Source organism: Clostridium intestinale, from assembly GCF_035905475.1.
Classification (GTDB): domain Bacteria; phylum Bacillota; class Clostridia; order Clostridiales; family Clostridiaceae; genus Clostridium_T; species Clostridium_T intestinale.
Genome location: NZ_CP121166.1, coordinates 14,273 through 33,944, shown reverse-complemented (window position 1 = coordinate 33,944; position 19,672 = coordinate 14,273). Strand labels below are relative to the sequence as shown.

Below are 19,672 nucleotides of genomic sequence, written 5' to 3'. Positions count from 1 at the left end.
GTATACCTATAAATATTATACATTTTTCTAATTATTTTGTAAGATGCTAAGACATATAAGTTGAAATTTCTCCTTCCAATTGATATAATGTAGTTTGTTTTGTTACAGAAATATAATGATTTTATTATAGATACAAAAAATCTTTTAAATTAAAATAAGGAGGAAGCAAAGTGACAGAATTAATTAGAGAAATTCAAAAAAGAAGAACCTTCGCTATCATTTCCCACCCTGATGCTGGTAAAACCACATTAACTGAGAAATTACTTTTATATGGTGGAGCAATAAGACTTGCTGGTTCTGTTAAGGCGAGAAAAGCATCAAAACACGCAGTATCAGACTGGATGGAAATAGAAAAGCAAAGAGGAATATCTGTTACCTCCTCTGTTATGCAATTTAATTACGATGGATACTGTATAAACATATTAGATACTCCTGGGCATCAGGACTTCTCTGAGGATACATATAGAACCCTAATGGCTGCCGATTCTGCTGTTATGGTTATAGATGCCGCTAAAGGGGTTGAGGATCAGACAAAAAAACTATTCCATGTTTGTGCATTAAGAGGTATTCCTATATTTACTTTTATAAACAAAATGGATAGAGAAGCTCAAGATCCTTTCCAACTATTAGAAGACATCGAAAGAGAGCTTGGAATAAAATCTTATCCAATGAACTGGCCTATAGGTTCAGGTAAAGATTTTAAAGGTGTTTATGAAAGAGATAAAGAGGCTATAGCTATCTTTAATTCTGGAAATCATGGTCAAACAGAAGTTGAAATGATGGAAGGATCAATTGATGATCCAACCTTTAGAAACTTTTTAGGTGATGGACTTCATGACAAACTTAAAGAAGATATAGAATTATTAGATATAGCTGGTGATGATTTTGATATAGAGAAAGTAAAAGATGGAGATCTTACTCCTGTATTCTTCGGATCAGCTCTTACAAACTTTGGGGTAGAATTATTTTTACAACACTTTTTAAAATTAACATCTTCTCCACTTCCAAGAAATTCAAGTAATGGAGAAATAGATCCTTTCAGCGAAGATTTTTCTGCTTTTGTATTTAAGATACAGGCTAATATGAATAAGGCTCATAGAGATAGAATTGCCTTTATGAGAATTTGTTCTGGAAAATTTGATAAAGGTCTTGATGTTAATCATATTCAAGGTGCTAAAAAAATGAAACTATCTCAACCTCAACAATTCTTAGCACAAGATAGAGAAATAATCGAAGAAGCTTATGCTGGAGATATTATAGGTGTATTTGATCCTGGTATATTCTCTATTGGTGATACTTTATGTTCAGGTAAAAATAAATTTAAATTTGAAGGAATACCAACTTTTGCTCCAGAACATTTTGCTAGAGTAAGACCTATAGACACTATGAAGAGAAAGCAATTTATAAAAGGGGTTTCTCAAATAGCTCAAGAAGGAGCTATTCAAGTATTTAAAGAAATTCATGTTGGTATGGAAGAAATAATAGTTGGAGTTGTAGGTGTGCTTCAGTTTGAAGTTTTAGAGTATAGATTAAAAAGTGAATATAATGTTGATATAAAAATGGATAGACTGGCTTATCGCTATGTTAGATGGATTGAAAATACAAACATAGATATGGATAGCCTTAACCTAACTTCAGATACTAAAAAAGTTAAAGACTTTAAAGATAGAAACCTACTTATATTCCAAAATGATTGGGGTATATCTTGGGCTTTAGATCATAACAAAGGTATAGTATTATCTGATGTAGGTAAAAATGACGATTAATTTAATTTAAAAGATGGCTTAGTCCATCTTTTTTCAATTATTAAATGGGTTACTTCTACCTTTTCCATAGCTTATCATCAAACTTTTTTCATATCTTCTCAAGAGCCTAATTTTAACTTTTACTCTGTTGAGGCTTCTTCTTAAGCCCCTTTAAAGTCCTTCTCTAACTTTTTATCTTAACAAACTAGACAAGCCCTGAAAAACACACCTATCAAATAATAGTTCAGACGACATTCTTATATTGCGACATTACGACATTACGACATTACGACATTACGACATTACGACATTACGACATTACGACATTACGACATTACGACATAGGGTAGTCTACCTTTTCTGCCAGCTCATTATGCAGTTTTTTCTAAAATATTTTTAATTTTTAAAAGGATATATTCTTGAATTTCTGATTTCCATCATATCGCTGTTTAACTGTTCCAATGCTCCACTTTTCCGATTTTCCACTGTTCCGCTATTTTGCTGTTTTATACACATCTATTCTGTGGAGACTTCTTCTCAAGTCTCATTAATTCCTTTCATACATCTATTCTGTAGAGGCTTAAAGAATTAGCTTGGCACTAAAAAAATTTTCTATATCATTAAAACTAATTAAATTTTTATAATATTTATAAAAATTTAATTTTTTAATTTTTAGAGGTTGACAATGTTTTACAGGAATGTTATCCTAAGAAAGAATTAATTTTAATTATTATAAGGAGGTAGGAAACATGTTAACAATTATTAGATTTAGAAACTTTAGTAACTTAATAGAATTAAATAATTTTATCGATAGTCCTGTCTCTTTTAGTGTAACCATCAAGTAAAAGGGTATTTTTAACCGTGGACTGTCGCTCCATGGTTTTTTTATGGGCTTTTTGCCCTCTATTTTAGCCGTGGAGTTTCCACGGCTTTTATTATTTTTCAGGTAATTATGAGCATTATTGTGATAGATGCACTCCTTAGATTCATTAAAAACCTCTATTACAATCTATGTACCCTAAAAATAATAAAGAGAATTGAGCGCCTACAAGGACTAGATTAATTGAATACTTATAGGTGGCTATTTTTTCTTCACATGCGTTCAGAAAGGCAGATGCGCAAAAAAAATTGACGGCTCCAAAGTCGCCTTGACAATTTTTTTATTTTAAGAGGAGGTTTTAGTTAATGAAACGAGTTATGAATTATGTGTTTAGGTATAAATTAATTTTACTTGTACCTAGTATATCAATGCTTTTAGTTATAATTGCTTGTATGTTTGAGCCATACTTTCAAAAGCTTTTTATAGACAAGGTTATAGCTAATGGAGAAAGAAATTTAATTCCCTATTTAATAGGTGGAATATTAATAATCAATATTATAAAGGCCCTTTTTGGTTATATAAAAGAGTATTTATTTGATTATTTATCAGTGAAAGTTACAAAGGATTTGAAGGAGGATTTGTTTAATCATATTCAGAAGCTTCCATTTAAATATTTTGACACAATGAATACTGGTGAGCTTATGTCTAGAATTGGAGAAGACGTAGAAAATATCTGGAGAACCATAAGCTTTGGACTTAGGTTATTTTTTGAGAACGCCCTATATTTTATTTTCAGTACAGCAATTCTTTTTTACTTAAACTGGAAACTTGCACTTGCTTGTTTAGTTATAATGTTACCAATAGCCCTTATAGCCATGAAACTTGAAAAGAAGATGCTTGATTCCTTTGAACAAATAAGCGATCAAGGAGCTATCATTAATACAACAGCTCAAGAAAATATAGCCGGTGTTAGATTGGTAAAAGCTTTTGGAAGAGAAAAACATGAAATACTAAAATTCCTTAAGATGAACAAGCAGAATTATAAACTTAACATGGAACAGGCAAAGATAATTGCAGATTTCTTCCCTCCAATAGAGCTGCTGACTAATATTTCTTTAGTAATCATGGTTGCTTTAGGTGGAGCATTGGTTATAACAAAGGAAATATCTTTAGGAACTTTGGTTGCTTTTAGTGGATACATTTGGAACTTAATTTGGCCTATGAGAATGCTTGGATGGCTTACAAATATGATTGCTCAAAACAATGCATCAGCTAATAAAATTTTCAAAATAATGGATATAGATCCAGCTATTAAAGATTCAGATAGTCCACTATCCCCTTCTTCAATAAAAGGAAATATTAAATTTAAAAATGTTTCTTTCAAATATAGAGAAGAAGAGATATTAAAAAATGTAGATTTAGATATTCCTGTCGGTAGTACAGTTGCTCTAATGGGTACAACAGGTTCTGGAAAAACTTCTATAATAAATCTTTTGGGAAGATATTATGATGTATCTGAAGGTAAGGTTCTTATTGATGGTATTGATGTTAGGAATATTAAACTTGATATTTTAAGAAATGCTATATCTATAGTACCTCAAGATGTATTTTTATTCTCAGATACTATTGAAGAAAATATACGTTTTGGTAATAGAAATGCTAATGATGAAGAGCTATTACAGGCTTCTACCCTTGCCTGTGCTAGTGAATTTATTTCTGAACTTTCAGATGGTTACGCAACTATTATAGGTGAAAGAGGTCTTGGTTTGTCTGGTGGACAAAAGCAAAGAATCTCTATAGCAAGAGCTTTAGTTAGAAAAGCACCAATATTAATTCTAGATGATGCAACTTCAGCACTAGATATGGAAACAGAATTTCAACTATTAAAAAATCTTAATACTTTAAATAATAGTTCCACTGTTTTTATTATTGCACACAGAATTTCCGCTGTTAAAAATGCTGATATTATCTTGTTCTTAGATAACGGTCGAGTTATAGAAAAAGGAACTCATGAAGAGCTTCTAAAATTAAAAGGAAAATATTACGAAGTATATAAAGAACAATTTAAAGATTTTGAGACTATTACTCAGGAGGTGATTGCATGAGTATAAATAGTATAAAAGAAGATGAAATGGTCTTAACCCTTTCTAGATCTAAGGTGCTTAAGAATTTATTTTCTTACCTTAAACCCTATGCTTTAAAGATTTTTATTGTAATTAGTTTATTGGTATTTGTAATGATTATAGGTTTATTAAATCCTTATTTTCTTAAGATATCTATAGATAAATATGTTGCAAACAGTGATTTTAATGGATTAATTATAATGGCTATCTTGTTTATAGCTTTAAATATAGGCTCTATGATAGCCTCAAGAATAAGAATACTAATGATGTCTTCCGTTACTAATAACGCTTTAGTAAGTATAAGAAATGACTTATACTCGCATATTCAGAAATTAGGTTTTCAGTTTTTTGACTCAAGACCAGTAGGTAAAATATTAGCTAGAGTTATAGGGGATGTTAATGCCCTTGGAGACTTATTTACAAACAGTGTAACTAGTTTGATTCCTGAATTATTAAGTTTAATTTGTGTAACTATTATAATGTTTTTCATGAATGTTAAACTAGCCTTAGCTTCTATCACTCTACTTCCTATACTAGCTGTTCTTATGTTTTCTATAGAAATAGCTTCAAGGAAAAGATGGGTTGCTTATAGAAGTAAGCGTTCTAATTTAAATGCATATACTCATGAGAACTTTTCAGGGGTAAAAATTGTACAAGGTTTTGGTAATGAACCTTTAACTAAAAAGAATTTCTCTAGCCTTTTAGATGACATGCTTAATAAATTTATGGAAGCTGTTAGATATAATGATTTCTTTTGGCCTTTAGTTGAACTATCTTGGGGAATTGGAACTATAATAGTCTTTTTAAATGGAATAAAACTATTAGACTCTAATGAAATAACAATGGGAACCTTAATAGCTTTTACTATGTATATAGGAATGTTTTGGCGACCTATAATTAATATAAGTAACTTCTATAACACACTTATCACTAATTTCTCAGCTGCTCAAAGAATATTTGAAATAATGAGCATAAATCCAGACATATATTCAATTGAAAAGGCTGAAAAATTCCCAGAGATTAAAGGAAATGTTGAGTTTAAAAATGTTTCCTTTAGCTATGATAACAAAACTAAAGTTTTGAATAATGTTAGCTTCAAAGCTAATAAAGGACAAAATATAGCCTTAGTTGGCCCTACTGGAGCTGGTAAAACTACTATTGTTAATTTAATAAGTAGGTTTTATGATGCTACAGAAGGAAGTGTTCTAGTAGATGGTAAAGATATTAAGAAAATGGATTTAGAATCCTTACGTTCTCAGATGGGGATAATGCTTCAAGATACCTTCCTCTTCTCTTCTACCATTAAAGAAAATATCCGTTATGGTAAATTAGATGCTACAGACGAAGAAGTAATAGCTGCTGCTAAAGCAGTTAATGCTCATGACTTTGTTATGAAGCTTGAGAATGGATATGATACAGAGGTCAGTGAAAGAGGTTCAAAGCTTTCTGTAGGGCAAAGACAATTGATTTCTTTTGCTAGAGCACTACTTGCTAACCCTAGGATATTAATCTTAGATGAAGCCACTTCAAATATTGATACCTATACAGAAAAACTTGTACAACAAGGTATTGAAAAATTATTAGCCGGAAGAACTTCTTTCGTAATTGCTCATAGATTATCTACTATAAGAGATTGTGACAAAATTATGGTAATTGATGATGGAAGAATAGTTGAAAGTGGAACCCATGATGAATTAATCTCATTAAAAGGTTCTTACTACAATCTATATACTTCACAATATAAGTTAATGAATGAAGGTGCTTAAAGGCAATTGTTCATAAATAAAAGAGCTGTAAGTTAACGAATTTCTCTGTTAGCTTACAGCTCTTAATTACTCTTTGTAGGTTTTAATTTCATATATCAAAACAAAGATAAGTGTAACTATCAATACCTGCAAAAATACTGTGGTTTTTAAGTGATCCCTAATAAATATAATTATTATATTAGAAATCTTAGGAATAAACATAACAATTACCCCAAAAAAAGATAATACATTTATAATCATGTATATTGCTTTTTTCTTAATTCCAATTGTTGAAAAAAATATTGTCAGTGGTTCTGTAATTACTTTGCTTCCATCTAAAGGTGGTATAGGTATCAGGTTTATAATAAATAGCACAAAATTAATTATTATCACTTCATTTAGTATTACAGATTTTATACTATCCATTTCTTCAGTTAATAGTAGAGTAAAGCTTGTATTATAAAATGATAGATTATCATAACTTAGATAGTTTCTAACAAGTAAAATTGTATCTCCGATTATGGACGCCACTATATTTAAATCACCTTTCGCAAAAACAACTAAACCTAAAATACTTATTATTAAATTTACAAATACACCACTTAAAGAAATTATTATTTTTTTATATAATTCTAAATCTTCATATTCTTCCTCAAAAGGTATTACTGAACCTCCAACTGGAATCAGTTTAAAATTAAACTCTGCTTCTCTTATAAAGAAATGCAATATTGTTTTTCCAACTCCTATATCATAACTTCTCACTTTCACGTTAAATATAATAAATGCTAGTAGATGCCCTAATTCATGCATTACTATGGACATATATAGTATAATTAGTAAAATTAATTCATTCACTTTATCTCCTTATAATCTAATACTCATTAATGTTTTATATCTACTATACTTCATAAATATATTTATACTTTATTTTGAGATTTTATGATTATAATGTGAAAAGACTACAAAAGCTTTTATAATATAGCCTTTGTAGTCTTTAATATCAAAGTGCAAATTTGTTTATAGCCTTAGCTACTCCTGAATTATTATTTGTATCAGTTACATAGCCAGCTAGTTTTTTTACCTCTTCTGTAGCATTTCCCATTGCTACACCTAAACCTGCATAAGTTAACATAGAGATGTCATTTTCATTATCTCCTATGCATATTATTTCTTCTTTATCTATTCCAAGGATTTCTCCAAAAGCTTTTACTCCTTTTCCTTTTGAAGTTCCCTCAGCCATTACCTCAACATTCTGCCATCCTGAGCTAACTACTTCTAATCCACCTACAGCTTGTAGCTCTTGCTTTATTTTAGCTAGAAGCTCTGTATCTTCAGTGATTACGATAGCTTTTAAAATCTCATCTATATATATATCATAAGCTTCTCTAAAGTCCTTATGTATTCCAAACTTTACTTGTAAGTTATCTGGAGCTATCTTATTAGATATCACATATCCATGATTTTCTGGAGGTTCTGCATTTGTAATCATGGTGTTATAAGTATTAAAGTATTTCTTTATATCATATTTCTCTATTACATCACAAACCTTATTGAATTGTTCTCTGTTAAAGGGATGTTTATATATTACTTTGTCTTCATCCTTTTCCCTTATATATGTTCCATTAGATGCTATTATAGAAGCCTTTATTCCTAATACCTCTGCATATTGGCTTGCTGCTATAAAAGATCTTCCTGTAGTTATAGCTATTTTGATTCCTTTATCTATAGCATTTTTTAATGCTATCTTATTCTCTTCGCTAACCTCATGGTTGTCATTTAATAATGTCCCATCCATGTCTATACATATAAGTTTATATTTCATTCCCTCACTCCCTGAACTTTTGATTACTTTTATCGCTTTTTTTATTATACACTAAAAATATATTATTTACTAATTTAAAAAGAGATAAGGCTTTTGACCTTATCTCCTTAATTAATATATTAAGCTTTCCATAATCCGTGAAGATTACAATATTCTCTAACTGCTAATATTTCTTCGTCTACTTCAAATGTAGCTTCTGGCTTGTCCTGTGGTGTTAAATTCTTTCTAAGTACCTTAGTTGGAGTTACTACTTCAATCCATTGAATCAGATGATCATCTGTCATTGGATGTTCTACTGAACCTACTACTACATGTACTCCTCCATCTATTTTAGTTACTACTGGAATATGTTTTTCTACTGCTGCTTCTTGAGTATTTTCAACTAAAAGCTTCATAGGTGATCCACAACATACTAGTGTTCCACCACCTGCATTTAAAACTTCCACAATATTACCACATATTGGACACTTGTACACTTCATTTTTTGTTATCATAAAAACTCCTCCTTATGCATATGAAAATTATTATTTAATAGTAATTATTACCTATCTGTATTATAGTTCAATTACCTATGATTTACAATAGTAATTTTATATTTTTAGTTAAAAATATATTTAGAAGGGAGGTTCTAAAATGAAAAAAGATAAATCTATTATAACTAATAAAAATAAAATCTATCTACCAAATGACAGAGATTTTTATGAGCCAGATGAGCATGATTTAAAAAGCTATTCTCCTAATGGAGATTATACAATTTTACCTGATCCTACTAAGGATCCAATTGTTTCAAACAACATATCTTGGATGGAATTCGATTATACAGACCAAAGTTTATATAAAGAGGATTAGAAAAAATGGGGGAATTAAAAATATTCCTCCATTTTTATTAAAGTTTATAAAATTCCTCAAATGATTTTATGCAATAGTAGTGATCTTTAACACCACCAAGTTCTCTTATGGAGTGCATACCTAATACAGGATTCCCCATATCTACTGATCTAATATTTAGATGTGTAGAATTTATAGGTCCTATAGTAGAGCCACCTCTGGAATCAGAGCGATTTGCAAATTTTTGATATGGAACTCCTGCTTTTTTGCATATCATTTCATATACTGCTGAAGATTCAGCATCAGTAGTATAACTTTGAGACGCAGCTATTTTTATAACTGGTCCTCCATTTATAACTGGTCTTAACTGTGGATCATGTTTTTCTCCATAGTTAGGATGCACTGCATGAGCTAAGTCAGCAGATATTATAAAGCTCTTTGCTAAACTTCTTAAGTAATCTTCTCTATCTCCTTTAAGAGCTATTACTATTCTCTCTAATACACTTGCTAATAATTCTGAGTCAGCTCCTTGTTTTGTTGAGCTTCCTACCTCTTCGTTATCGAAACATGCAAGTACATTGGTTCCTTTAGATGGTTTTACTGCTGTTAATGCCTTTAAACCAGCATGAACCATAGATAAGTCATCTAACCTAGCAGAACTAACAAATTCTTCCTTTAATCCTATTAAACTACCTTTTTCAAATTCATATGGAAATAAATCAAAATCAATTACTTCTTCTTTAGATACATTAAGCTCTTCACTAATAACTTGGAGTAATAGATTATCTTTTTCTAGACTATCATTTATCATAGTCATAAGTGGTAGTACATCTTTTTGTCTATTAATTTCTACCCCTTGATTTACATTTCTATTCATGTGAATTGCAAGACTAGGTATTATTAAAATCGGTCTATTTATATTTATAAATTCTATTTTAGGATAAAGTGGATTATCACTTTTTAATGTTACTCTTCCTGCAAGAGCTAGCGGTCTATCAAACCATGTAGCTAGTATAGGGCCACCATAAACTTCAGTATTTAGCTTTAAATATACATCTTCAGCTATCATTTCTGGTTTCGGTTTTATTCTAAACCCTGGTGAATCTGTATGTGCTCCTATAATCTTAAAACCTTTTTCTTGTGGTGCATCTTCACCCACTACAAAAGCTATTAATGCAGAGTCATTTTTCTTCATAAAATATTTTCCGTCTTTTTTTAACTTCCACTTGTCTTCTTCTTTTAATTCCTTAAAACCTTGCTTCATTAAGATTTCTGAAATATTTTCTACAGCATGGAAAGCTGTAGGAGAATCATATAAGAAGTCTAATAATTCTTTTGCAATAACTTTTTCCATGTTAGTCACCTTCTCTTTTATATCTTTTGTTATAATTATAAATTCCCTTAATAATTAATACCTATACTTTAAAGATTTTTTATAATATTTTTATATAATCTTTGCTAACATAACCTTCTTTTGTTCCAGTTGAAGTACTGTATTTAATTTTATACCAGTTTCCTTCAGTTGAAATTACTTGAACCTTTTGATTGTTTAGTAAGTATCCTACAACATAAGTGTTATTTCCTGCACCTTGTCGTACATTTAAATTTGATGTTACATTTATTACTTGCCCACTTTTTTCAGTTTGTGAATTATTGGATATATTTGAAGTAATCTTTTCTACATATTGTGAACTAACAAAACCTTCTTTGCTTCCATCATATTTAACTTTATACCAACCTGAAGACTCTCCTATTATCTCTACTTCTTGTCCATTTTTCAACGATCCTGTAACTCCATAATTGGTTCCAGCTCCACTTCTAACATTCAAGTATGATGTTACATCTTTTATCTTACCTTTTGAACTACCTGTATTAGCATTATTATTTGGAGGTGCTGGTTGTTGAGTAGTTGGAGGTGGAGTATTTCCTGTATTGTTTTCAGTAACCTTCTCAATGTATTGCTTACTTACAAAACCTTCTTTTGTAGCTCCATTTTGTGAGAATTTTATTTTAAACCAATCTCCTGCTTCTCCAGTTACCTCTACCTCTTGTCCATTTTTCAATGAACCTATAACACCATTATTAGTTCCTGCTCCACTTCTTACATTTAGGTATGAAGTTATATTCTTTACTTTAGCTTTATAGGATGTTGGTGTTGGTGTCTGTCCACCATTTCCGCTATTGTTACCATTATTGGAATTGCCGCTATTTCCATCTATTGAAATATATTCTCCGCTTACGTATCCTTGTATTCCTTTTGAAGAAGTAATCTTATACCAAGTTCCATTTTTCTCTTCAATAGTAACTGTCTCTCCATTTAATATATATCCTACAACTCCATAATTTGTTCCTGCTCCACTTCTAACTCTTAGATTAGTAGATACATTAACTACTTTTCCAGTTTGCTTTACTACTGGTGTTTCTGGTGTAGATGGATTAGTAGGATTTTCTGGTGTTGTTGGATTAGTAGGTGTATCTGGCTTAGTTGTTACAACTTCTTTTTTAGCATCTTGTATTAATTTATATACAACTTGTCCGTATGTGGCATTTGCATTAACAGCTGCTTCTAAAGATGAATATTTTGTTTTATCATACCCTGGTACAGCCCATTTACCTGAAAGCTCTTCTAAAGTTGGTGCACTACCTTTTGTTACATACTTATATCTAGTATCAACAACTTCTTGCTTAAGTGCATCACTTGTAGCATAAGCTTTTAGATGTTGAATTTGAGCTCTTATCCCAATTCTTACGCTGCTAAATGTATTTCTTTCATCACCATTTCCTGTTGCGCCTAACCCTGAAAAATTATTGTCCTCTGGTTTTACTATTCCACCATATTGAAAATATCCTGTTTCATGTAATGATTGTGCTATTACTATATCTGCCCTAACTCCTTCTATGGCACTTTCTTCATAAGCTATATCTACGAATTCTTCAATGCTAGAATTTAATTTATAACTAATATTCTTATTCTTCAAGAACTGCTTAAATTGTTCCTTTGTAACTTCAGAAGTTCCAATAATATTGTGTCTGTCTTTAATAAGATCAACTATAGTTTTTTCAACTTCTGGCTCTTTTTCTGGCTCTGTTGGAGTCGTTGAATTATCAATTATTTGTATATAGCTATTACTTACGTAACCGCTTTTTCCACTATAGTTTATTTCATACCATCCAGTTAAGGAGTTTTTAATCTCTACCTCATCGCCGTTTCTAAGACTTCCTATTACGCTAGCTGAAGTAGATGCGCTTCCTCTTACATTAAGAGTTGATGATATATTAATAACCTTACCTTTTTTATTTCCTGTTGAAGGAGTATTATTATTTGGATTCTCTTCTTCAAAAGAACTGCTTTTTATATAATCTTTATATACATAACCTATAACATCATAGTTGTAGCTGTTACTAGTTACTTTAGCTCTAACCTTATACCAACCATTTTCTTCTTTAAATATATCAACCTTTTGTCCTAGTTTTAGAGAAGTTAATACTTCCGATGAAGTTGATGATGATTTTCTTAGATTTACTGAACTAGATACATTATAAACCTCTCCTGTAGCAGTAACTTTTTCATCTGTAGGTGCTGATGTGTTTCCATTTCCAATAGCTGACTTTAGATAATCCCACAGCTGAGGTTTGTCCCATATCATGTATTTAGGACATATCTTTCCCGTTACATCATAATGTCTAACAACATTTTGAGCTGGTATAGCATACTTCTCCATTAGATACTTGGTTAATGCAATTCCATTCTCTAAAGTTTTATTGAAGTCATTGTCTACATTTACACATAATTCTATTCCAATAGTGTTGGAGTTATTTATTATAGGATTACTTTTATCTCCTACATGCCATCCTCTCCAATTATTTTCTAATACTTGAATTATATTATTTTGATCCACTGTGTAGTGTGCCGAAGCTTGTGCATCTGGATGGTTTGCGAAATAGTCTCTGTTAGCTTGTGCATTTGCCCCAAATTTTCTATTATCTGTATCGTGTATTACAATATACCTTGGAACTGTTGTTACACCTTTTGAGTAATTTATATCTATAAGTTGTTTACTTACTTTAATTCCGTTTAATGTAGGTGTGGAACTTGTACCCTGCCCCTGAGTACTATTATCTGTGTTGGTTGCAGCTTGAGCAATTTCTACTGAATGTGCTACATTAGCTATAATAGTAGATGACAATATAAGTGCTGATATTTTCTTCTTATTCATTGTTCTTCACTATTCTCCCTATTCTCTATAATTTTCCTAAAAACTCTTATGAAAATTATACCATAAAATTATGTAATTTTTATATAAATAAATTTAATTTGATAATTAATACTTATTTAAGATAGAATAATTATAAAGTATTAATTTAGAATGGGGTGTATTAAATGATTTCAAACAAGCTAGTATCTCTATTTATAAAGAATAGTGATGACATTAGTAATGACAAAGTTAGAAACTCCTATGGACTACTAGCAGGTATTATTGGAATAATTATTAATATTATTTTATTTGTAATAAAATTATCTGTTGGACTTCTATCAAGTAGTATAGCAATACTTGCTGATGCTTTCAACAATCTATCTGACGCAGCATCTTCCGTAATAACTATAGTTGGATTTATTATGAGTTCAAAACCTGCTGATGCTGAACATCCATTTGGTCATGGAAGAATGGAGTACATCTCTGCTCTCATTGTTGCTTTTATGGTGATGCTAGTAGGCGTACAATTTATAAAATCCTCCGTTGAGAGAATATTAAATCCTGAACCAGTCGTTTTTGAACTAATTCCATTTCTACTTTTATTCGCTTCTATAGTTTTTAAGTTATGGTTATCCAGCTTTAATAAACTTATCGGAAATAAAATAAATTCTACGGCTCTAAAAGCTACTGCTGTAGATGCACTTGGTGATGTGGTTACTACAAGCGTTGTTGTGTTCTCTTTTTTAGTGTCAAAATTTATAACTTTTCCTATAGATGGTTATATAGGAGTGGTAGTTGCATTAGCTATACTTTACTCTGGTTTTTCATTAGTTAGAGAAACTATAACCCCACTTTTAGGAGCACCTGCTGATCCCGACCTGGTAAAAGACATAGAAGATAGAGTTCTGTCATATCAGTACATAACTGGTGTTCATGATTTAGTCATTCACAACTATGGACCTGGTAAAACCATGGCTTCTATACATGCTGAAATACCTAGCGATATAAATATCATGAAAATTCACGATATAATAGATACTGCTGAGAGAGAAATATCTGAGTACCTTAAAATTTATTTAGTTATTCACATGGATCCTATTTGTATAGAGACAGAAGAAATAGCTGCTACAAAAGTTGATGTAGACATTATAATCAGTTCCTACCCAATGATAAAATCTATTCATGATTTTAGAATAGTTGGAGAAGGAGATAAAAAAAATTTAATTTTTGATGTAGTAGTTAATTATCATTTGTTAAAAAAACAAACCACTGAAGATGATTTAAAAAATAATATTATTAATGCTATCAAAGAAAAACATCCTCATTATAACTGTATAATTACAATAGATCACGATTATAATGAATAAAGAAAACCCTCTTTAGAAATAAGAATCTAAAGAGGGTTTAAATTATTTTTTGAAGTAATCTCCAAGTATTATTTTATTAGCAACATCTAAGGTTTCTTTTAGATGCTTTTCTTCTTCTTGATTCTTTGGAGTCCCAATTATTTCTCCTGAATTAAGCACAGTAGTATCTCTATTGGTGTTAACTAAAACTCTTCCCATAGTCGTCTTTCCAAACTTTTCTCTATCTACTCCTAGTAAATAAGAGATTGTTGGTAACATATCAACTTGGCCTCCATTAGCCCTAATTTCTTCTCCTTTAAGTGAAGGATTATAAATTATATATGGAATTTTCATATCAACCTTTTTCCACCAGTCACCTTCTAGTTTAATGTCTTGTATTTTATCATTATAGAATTTGTGTATACCAGTGTGATCTCCATAAAGCATTATAACTGAGTTATTAAGCATCCCTTGTGCTTCTAACTGTTTTAAGAATTTTCCTACAACCTCATCTACATATCTTACACTTTGAAAATATCCGCCTAAAAGAGTTTCATCTAATTCTTTAGGAAGCTTTAGAAGTTTTTTATCTTCTGGTATCTCAAAAGGCCCATGGCTTGTCAATGTAACCATATATCCGTAGAATGGACTTTTCAAGTCCTTTAGTTTCTCGCCTACTTGCCTTAAATAAGATTCATCTGAAAGACCTAATCCTATTATCTCATCAACATTAAAATAAGAAATATCCAAAATATTTTCAAATCCTAAACTGCCTTTATGAGCTTCTGCCCAGTTCCAATTTCCAGGAACTTCAGGATGAGTAGACATTGTTGTATACCCTTTATCCTTTAATATATTCGGTAAAGTTGTGTAGCTTCTAGCTGTATAATCAAAAAATGTACTTCCATTTCTTATAGGAAAAACTGAAGTATTAACCATCAAATCAGCATCTGAACTAGTTCCTGAGTTATTTTGTTCATGGATATTTGAGAAATAAAGTGAATTTCCTAACATCTTATTTAAATTAGGAGTCAACTCCTGATCATAAATCTTTTGTCCTATTACAAAATTTTCTAAAGACTCTACTTGTATAGCTATAAGATTTTTTCCTTCAAGCATTCCCTTATATTCATTATCTGCTATATTTTCATTATTAAAATTAAGCCAATCTTCTATTTCTGTCTTATCTTCGCTAGTTAAATTAATATCTTTAACCTCTTTTAAATATTTATAAACATCATACCCATGATATCCTAGTGGACTCATATTAGACATGCTTTGAAATGGTGCCCAACAAGTTCTAAAAAGCATCTTGTCTCCATTTGTTTTATCATAAATATCTATTGTATAATGAGCATAAACTATATAACTACTACTCAGGGTTAATAACAATACAAAAGCAACTACATTTCTTTTAAGTTCTTTATACTCTATTGAAGTTTTCAACAAAATTACTACAAAAATTATTATATCTACTAGAAATAATATGTCCACAGCTCTAAAATTTAATAAACTTTTTCCTAGTGGATTAAATGTTTCTAGATATAATAGGTGTCTTATAGATAAAAAAGTTCCATTGGCTCTATAATACCAAATATCAAACATAAAAAATAATGAAATAAGTAAATCTATAATTAAATTGAAGCCAACTTTTGCTTTTCCTTTAAATAAATATGAAAAACTTATTATTACAATCGGTATAACTAAATGTGCTAATATATCAGGAGTTCCAAAATACATAGTCTTAAAATTTATAGAAGCAGATCCTACTGTCCTAAGCATAGAAAGATATATAGCACTTTTCAAAATAATAATAATATACGTAATTAAAGCAATAAAATCTACATATGTACCAACTTTTCTTTGTTTCATCTAATTTTCCTCCATAAAAATACTCAACATCTATTATACAATACTCTTTACGAAAAAATAGTGAAAATATTATTAATCTTATTTGTAATATTTTTTAATTTTTGATATATTTATTATTAATGAATATATCTCATATTACTTAAGGGGGATTTTTATGATTTGTCCAAGATGTGGAAAAGAATATGATAATACTTTAGATTGTCCGTACTGTTCATCATTTAATAGTACAGAATCCTATAATGAAAGTTATAATTATAATTCGTCTGAAATAACCGATAAGGATTTAGAATTATTTGTTGGATATAAGAAATCAGCTTATTATTTAACTAAATGGTATAATATGAAGATGGCCACTTCCTCAGTTTCTTGGAACTGGCCTGCATTTTTCTTTAGTTCAATATGGATGCTTTATAGAAAAATGTATGCTTATGGCTTTGCTTTATTTGCAGGTAACCTATTTCTAAATATTATACTTAAAGATACACCTCTTGATAGTATCTTTAGCCTAGCAATCTCTATAGCTTCCGGGGTTTTAGGAAATAAAATATATAATATACATGTTACCAAGAAAGTTACTGAAATTAAGTCAATATCGTCGGATTCAGAAATGGCTTCTAGAAGAATAGCTTATTCAGGTGGAGTTAATATTGCAATACCAATTATATTCGGAATACTAGCTGCATTTCTTGTATTACTTATTATACTTGGAGTTATACTAGCTGCTTCTAGCCTTAATGGATTTTCTTATTAAATAAAAAAAGAGTTGTTGCACTAGGTAATTCGTGCACAACTCTTTTTTTATAAGAAACCATTCCTTTTATAGGACCTTTGATAAAAAGTCCTTTGTTCTATCATTTTGAGGATTTGAGAAAATTTCTTCTGGTGTACCTTGTTCCACCACATTTCCTCCATCCATAAATAAAATTCTATCTCCAACTTCTCTTGCGAAGCCCATTTCATGTGTTACTACAACCATTGTCATACCTTCGCTTGCTAGAGATTTCATAACTGCCAAAACCTCTCCAACCATCTCTGGATCTAAGGCAGATGTAGGTTCATCAAATAACATTACATCAGGTCCCATAGCTAAAGCTCTTGCTATAGCTATTCTTTGTTTCTGTCCACCTGAAAGTGATGCCGGATAAGCATTTGCTTTATCTTCAAGACCTACTCTTTTCAAAAGGTTCATTGCTATTTTAACAGCCTCATCTTTAGTTAAGCCTTTTACTTTAATCGGGGACAAAGTTATATTATCTAAAACAGTTTTATGTGGGAAAAGGTTAAAACTTTGAAAAACCATCCCCATCTTCTGTCTTATCTTATTAATATCTGTTTTTTTATCAGTTAAATTATTACCTTCAAAAATTATTTCACCATCTGTAGGTTCTTCAAGAAGGTTAAGACATCTTAAAAAGGTAGATTTCCCTGAGCCAGAAGGACCTATAACTACTACAACTTCACCCTTCTTTATATGTTCATTTACGCCCTTTAAAACTTCATTTTGTCCAAAATATTTGTGTAAATTATTAACGTGAATCACTTGCCTTTAACCTCCTCTCTACAACACCCATAATTCTTGTTAAAATAAATGTTATAACAAAATATATAAGCGCTGCTACTATTAATGGTTCAAAAGGTATAAAGGATGCTGCTCTTACAGTCCCTGTATTATACATAAGTTCCGCTACTCCAATTACAGAAACCATTGATGATTCCTTTATAATAGAAATAAATTCATTTCCTAATGCTGGTAGAATATTCTTAAAAGCCTGAGGAATAATTATTTCTCTCATAGCTAATCCTTCTTTCATGCCAAGACTTCTTGCAGCTTCCATCTGCCCTCTATCTATAGCTTGAATTCCTGCTCTAATTATTTCTGCAACATAAGCTCCCGAATTCAATGAAAGAGCAATTATACCAGTCATTATATCCGGTAAATCTACCCCTGTTACTAAAGGTAATCCTATATAAATGATCCAAATTTGAATTAATAGAGGTGTTCCTCTAACAAACTCAATATATGTTACTGCTATTGCTTTTAAAACCTTAAACTTAGATAACTTCATAAGGCTTAAAACCAATCCAAGTATAGTTCCAATGATTACAGCAGATAATGCTAATATTAATGTAGTTTTAGTTCCAACTACAAAATAATTGCTATATTTTGATAAAAAATCAAAATTAAATTTCAAGACTCTACCCCCGTCTAGCTAATACTATTCTCCCATTGCTGCATTTGCATCTTCAAAGAATTTAGTTAAGCTTCCATCTTTCTCTAATCTATCTAAGGTTTTATTTATAGCTGCTTGTAAATCTGATTCACCCTTAGTCATAGCTATTGCATATCCACCAACTTCATCTGCAACTGTTACTTTAGATAAAGCTAACCCTGGATTGTTTTTAACATAAGCTTCTGCAACTGGTTGCTCTAATAAAACAGCATCAATCTTTCCATTCTTTAAATTCATTACAACATCGCCTGTTTTTTCTAAAGCATTAACATTAGGACTAGTTACTTTTGCATTAACTAATTCTTCTTGTACAGTTCCTTTTTGTACTCCTATTTTCTTTCCACTTAAATCTTCAATTTTAGCATATTTATCCTTATTTGCTTCTTGAACTACAAATACGTTGTCTGTTTTATAGTACATACTAGAAAAATCTACTGCACCTTTTCTTTCTTCAGTTGGAGTCATTCCAGATAAAATTACATCTAGCTTTTTACCTTGAAGAGCCCCTAATAATCCGTCAAATCCCATTTCTTTTATCTCTAACTCAACGCCTAAATCTTTAGCTATTTCTTTAGCTATCTCTACATCCATTCCAACTACATTTCCTTTTGTATCTTTTGATTCAAAAGGTGGAAAGTCTGGTGAAGTTCCCATTACTAGCTTTTTATTAGCTTTTATTTGATCTAGTGCACTTTTACTTTGTTCTTCTTTCTTACCACAAGCCATTAACCCCATAGCCATAACGCCTACTAAACTAGCTGCTACAATCTTACTAACTATTCCTTTTTTCATTTATAAATTTCCCCCTTAATTAAAAGCAATCTTCTTTATTTTTTATAAGGATAATTATACAACCTAACTTTATAAATATGCAATAACTTTTTTATAATTTTTTTATAAAAATATTTAACATTTTTCTTAATTTCTAACATAGACTTTTACTA

The 19,672-nt window shown here is 30.4% G+C and carries 15 protein-coding genes; 6 read left to right on the top strand and 9 right to left on the bottom strand.

Going from position 1 to position 19,672, the window contains the following annotated elements:
* Positions 1-170: 170 nt before the first annotated feature.
* The 3 genes from P8F83_RS00140 (at position 171) to P8F83_RS00130 (ending at position 6,454) form a co-directional block, all read left to right on the top strand.
* On the top strand, positions 171-1,766 hold the full coding sequence (locus P8F83_RS00140) for a peptide chain release factor 3 (protein WP_021803161.1): 1,596 nt from the start codon (positions 171-173) through the stop codon (positions 1,764-1,766).
* 1,164 nt (positions 1,767-2,930) lie between these two features.
* Complete coding sequence (locus P8F83_RS00135) at positions 2,931-4,670, top strand: ABC transporter ATP-binding protein (RefSeq protein ID WP_326512953.1); 1,740 nt, start codon at positions 2,931-2,933, stop codon at positions 4,668-4,670.
* Positions 4,667-6,454, top strand: a complete 1,788-nt coding sequence (locus P8F83_RS00130; RefSeq protein ID WP_315115291.1) for an ABC transporter ATP-binding protein — start codon at positions 4,667-4,669, stop codon at positions 6,452-6,454. The genes P8F83_RS00135 and P8F83_RS00130 overlap by 4 nt, the downstream gene beginning before the upstream one ends.
* Before the next feature lie 66 nt (positions 6,455-6,520).
* On the opposite strand, the gene P8F83_RS00125 is transcribed toward P8F83_RS00130, so the two are convergent.
* The 3 genes from P8F83_RS00125 to P8F83_RS00115 all read right to left on the bottom strand — a co-directional run bounded on the left by P8F83_RS00125 (position 6,521) and on the right by P8F83_RS00115 (position 8,749).
* On the bottom strand, positions 6,521-7,288 hold the full coding sequence (locus P8F83_RS00125; protein WP_326512952.1) for a M50 family metallopeptidase: 768 nt from the start codon (positions 7,286-7,288) through the stop codon (positions 6,521-6,523).
* A 145-nt stretch (positions 7,289-7,433) separates the two neighbouring features.
* Positions 7,434-8,255: a Cof-type HAD-IIB family hydrolase gene (locus P8F83_RS00120; protein WP_326512951.1), complete on the bottom strand. Its 822-nt coding sequence runs from the start codon at positions 8,253-8,255 to the stop codon at positions 7,434-7,436.
* Positions 8,256-8,374: 119 nt separating this feature from the next.
* On the bottom strand, positions 8,375-8,749 hold the full coding sequence (locus P8F83_RS00115) for a desulfoferrodoxin (protein ID WP_326512950.1): 375 nt from the start codon (positions 8,747-8,749) through the stop codon (positions 8,375-8,377).
* A 139-nt stretch (positions 8,750-8,888) separates the two neighbouring features.
* On the opposite strand from P8F83_RS00115, the gene P8F83_RS00110 reads away from it, so the two are divergent.
* Positions 8,889-9,104 (top strand): hypothetical protein, encoded by a 216-nt coding sequence (locus P8F83_RS00110; protein ID WP_326512949.1) that lies wholly within the window; start codon positions 8,889-8,891, stop codon positions 9,102-9,104.
* A gap of 37 nt (positions 9,105-9,141) precedes the next feature.
* On the opposite strand, the gene P8F83_RS00105 is transcribed toward P8F83_RS00110, so the two are convergent.
* On the bottom strand, positions 9,142-10,437 hold the full coding sequence (locus P8F83_RS00105) for a M18 family aminopeptidase (protein ID WP_326512948.1): 1,296 nt from the start codon (positions 10,435-10,437) through the stop codon (positions 9,142-9,144).
* 79 nt (positions 10,438-10,516) lie between these two features.
* Positions 10,517-13,300 carry an SH3 domain-containing protein gene (locus P8F83_RS00100; protein ID WP_326512947.1) on the bottom strand — a complete coding sequence of 928 codons (2,784 nt, stop codon included), beginning with the start codon at positions 13,298-13,300 and terminating at the stop codon, positions 10,517-10,519.
* Between the two features lie 164 nt (positions 13,301-13,464).
* Here P8F83_RS00100 and P8F83_RS00095 point away from each other — a divergent pair, with 164 nt between their 5' ends.
* Entirely contained in the window at positions 13,465-14,646 is a 1,182-nt protein-coding gene (locus P8F83_RS00095; protein WP_326512946.1) for a cation diffusion facilitator family transporter, read from the top strand.
* Between the two features lie 42 nt (positions 14,647-14,688).
* On the opposite strand, the gene P8F83_RS00090 is transcribed toward P8F83_RS00095, so the two are convergent.
* Positions 14,689-16,497 carry an LTA synthase family protein gene (locus P8F83_RS00090; RefSeq protein ID WP_326512945.1) on the bottom strand — a complete coding sequence of 603 codons (1,809 nt, stop codon included), beginning with the start codon at positions 16,495-16,497 and terminating at the stop codon, positions 14,689-14,691.
* A 154-nt stretch (positions 16,498-16,651) separates the two neighbouring features.
* Between P8F83_RS00090 and P8F83_RS00085 the strand changes: the two genes are divergently transcribed.
* A complete protein-coding gene (locus tag P8F83_RS00085) occupies positions 16,652-17,248 on the top strand; it encodes a DUF2628 domain-containing protein (RefSeq protein WP_326512944.1) in 597 nt (198 codons plus the stop codon).
* Positions 17,249-17,314: 66 nt separating this feature from the next.
* Here P8F83_RS00085 and P8F83_RS00080 read toward each other — a convergent pair whose 3' ends face one another.
* The 3 genes from P8F83_RS00080 to P8F83_RS00070 are packed head-to-tail and all read right to left on the bottom strand — an operon-like array spanning position 17,315 to position 19,520.
* Complete coding sequence (locus tag P8F83_RS00080) at positions 17,315-18,037, bottom strand: amino acid ABC transporter ATP-binding protein (RefSeq protein WP_021803176.1); 723 nt, start codon at positions 18,035-18,037, stop codon at positions 17,315-17,317.
* Complete coding sequence (locus P8F83_RS00075) at positions 18,024-18,689, bottom strand: amino acid ABC transporter permease (RefSeq protein WP_073020592.1); 666 nt, start codon at positions 18,687-18,689, stop codon at positions 18,024-18,026. Before P8F83_RS00075 ends, P8F83_RS00080 begins: the two co-directional genes overlap by 14 nt.
* A 24-nt stretch (positions 18,690-18,713) precedes the next feature.
* A complete protein-coding gene (locus P8F83_RS00070; RefSeq protein ID WP_326512943.1) occupies positions 18,714-19,520 on the bottom strand; it encodes a transporter substrate-binding domain-containing protein in 807 nt (268 codons plus the stop codon).
* Between the last annotated feature and the right edge of the window lie 152 nt (positions 19,521-19,672).

Coding starts and splice junctions, on each gene's coding strand:
- P8F83_RS00135 (WP_326512953.1), top strand. CDS start 2,931: ATGAAACGAGTTATGAATTATGTGTTTAGGTATAAATTAATTTTACTT.
- P8F83_RS00130 (WP_315115291.1), top strand. CDS start 4,667: ATGAGTATAAATAGTATAAAAGAAGATGAAATGGTCTTAACCCTTTCT.
- P8F83_RS00120 (WP_326512951.1), bottom strand. CDS start 8,255: ATGAAATATAAACTTATATGTATAGACATGGATGGGACATTATTAAAT.
- P8F83_RS00115 (WP_326512950.1), bottom strand. CDS start 8,749: ATGATAACAAAAAATGAAGTGTACAAGTGTCCAATATGTGGTAATATT.
- P8F83_RS00110 (WP_326512949.1), top strand. CDS start 8,889: ATGAAAAAAGATAAATCTATTATAACTAATAAAAATAAAATCTATCTA.
- P8F83_RS00105 (WP_326512948.1), bottom strand. CDS start 10,437: ATGGAAAAAGTTATTGCAAAAGAATTATTAGACTTCTTATATGATTCT.
- P8F83_RS00100 (WP_326512947.1), bottom strand. CDS start 13,300: ATGAATAAGAAGAAAATATCAGCACTTATATTGTCATCTACTATTATA.
- P8F83_RS00095 (WP_326512946.1), top strand. CDS start 13,465: ATGATTTCAAACAAGCTAGTATCTCTATTTATAAAGAATAGTGATGAC.
- P8F83_RS00090 (WP_326512945.1), bottom strand. CDS start 16,497: ATGAAACAAAGAAAAGTTGGTACATATGTAGATTTTATTGCTTTAATT.
- P8F83_RS00085 (WP_326512944.1), top strand. CDS start 16,652: ATGATTTGTCCAAGATGTGGAAAAGAATATGATAATACTTTAGATTGT.
- P8F83_RS00070 (WP_326512943.1), bottom strand. CDS start 19,520: ATGAAAAAAGGAATAGTTAGTAAGATTGTAGCAGCTAGTTTAGTAGGC.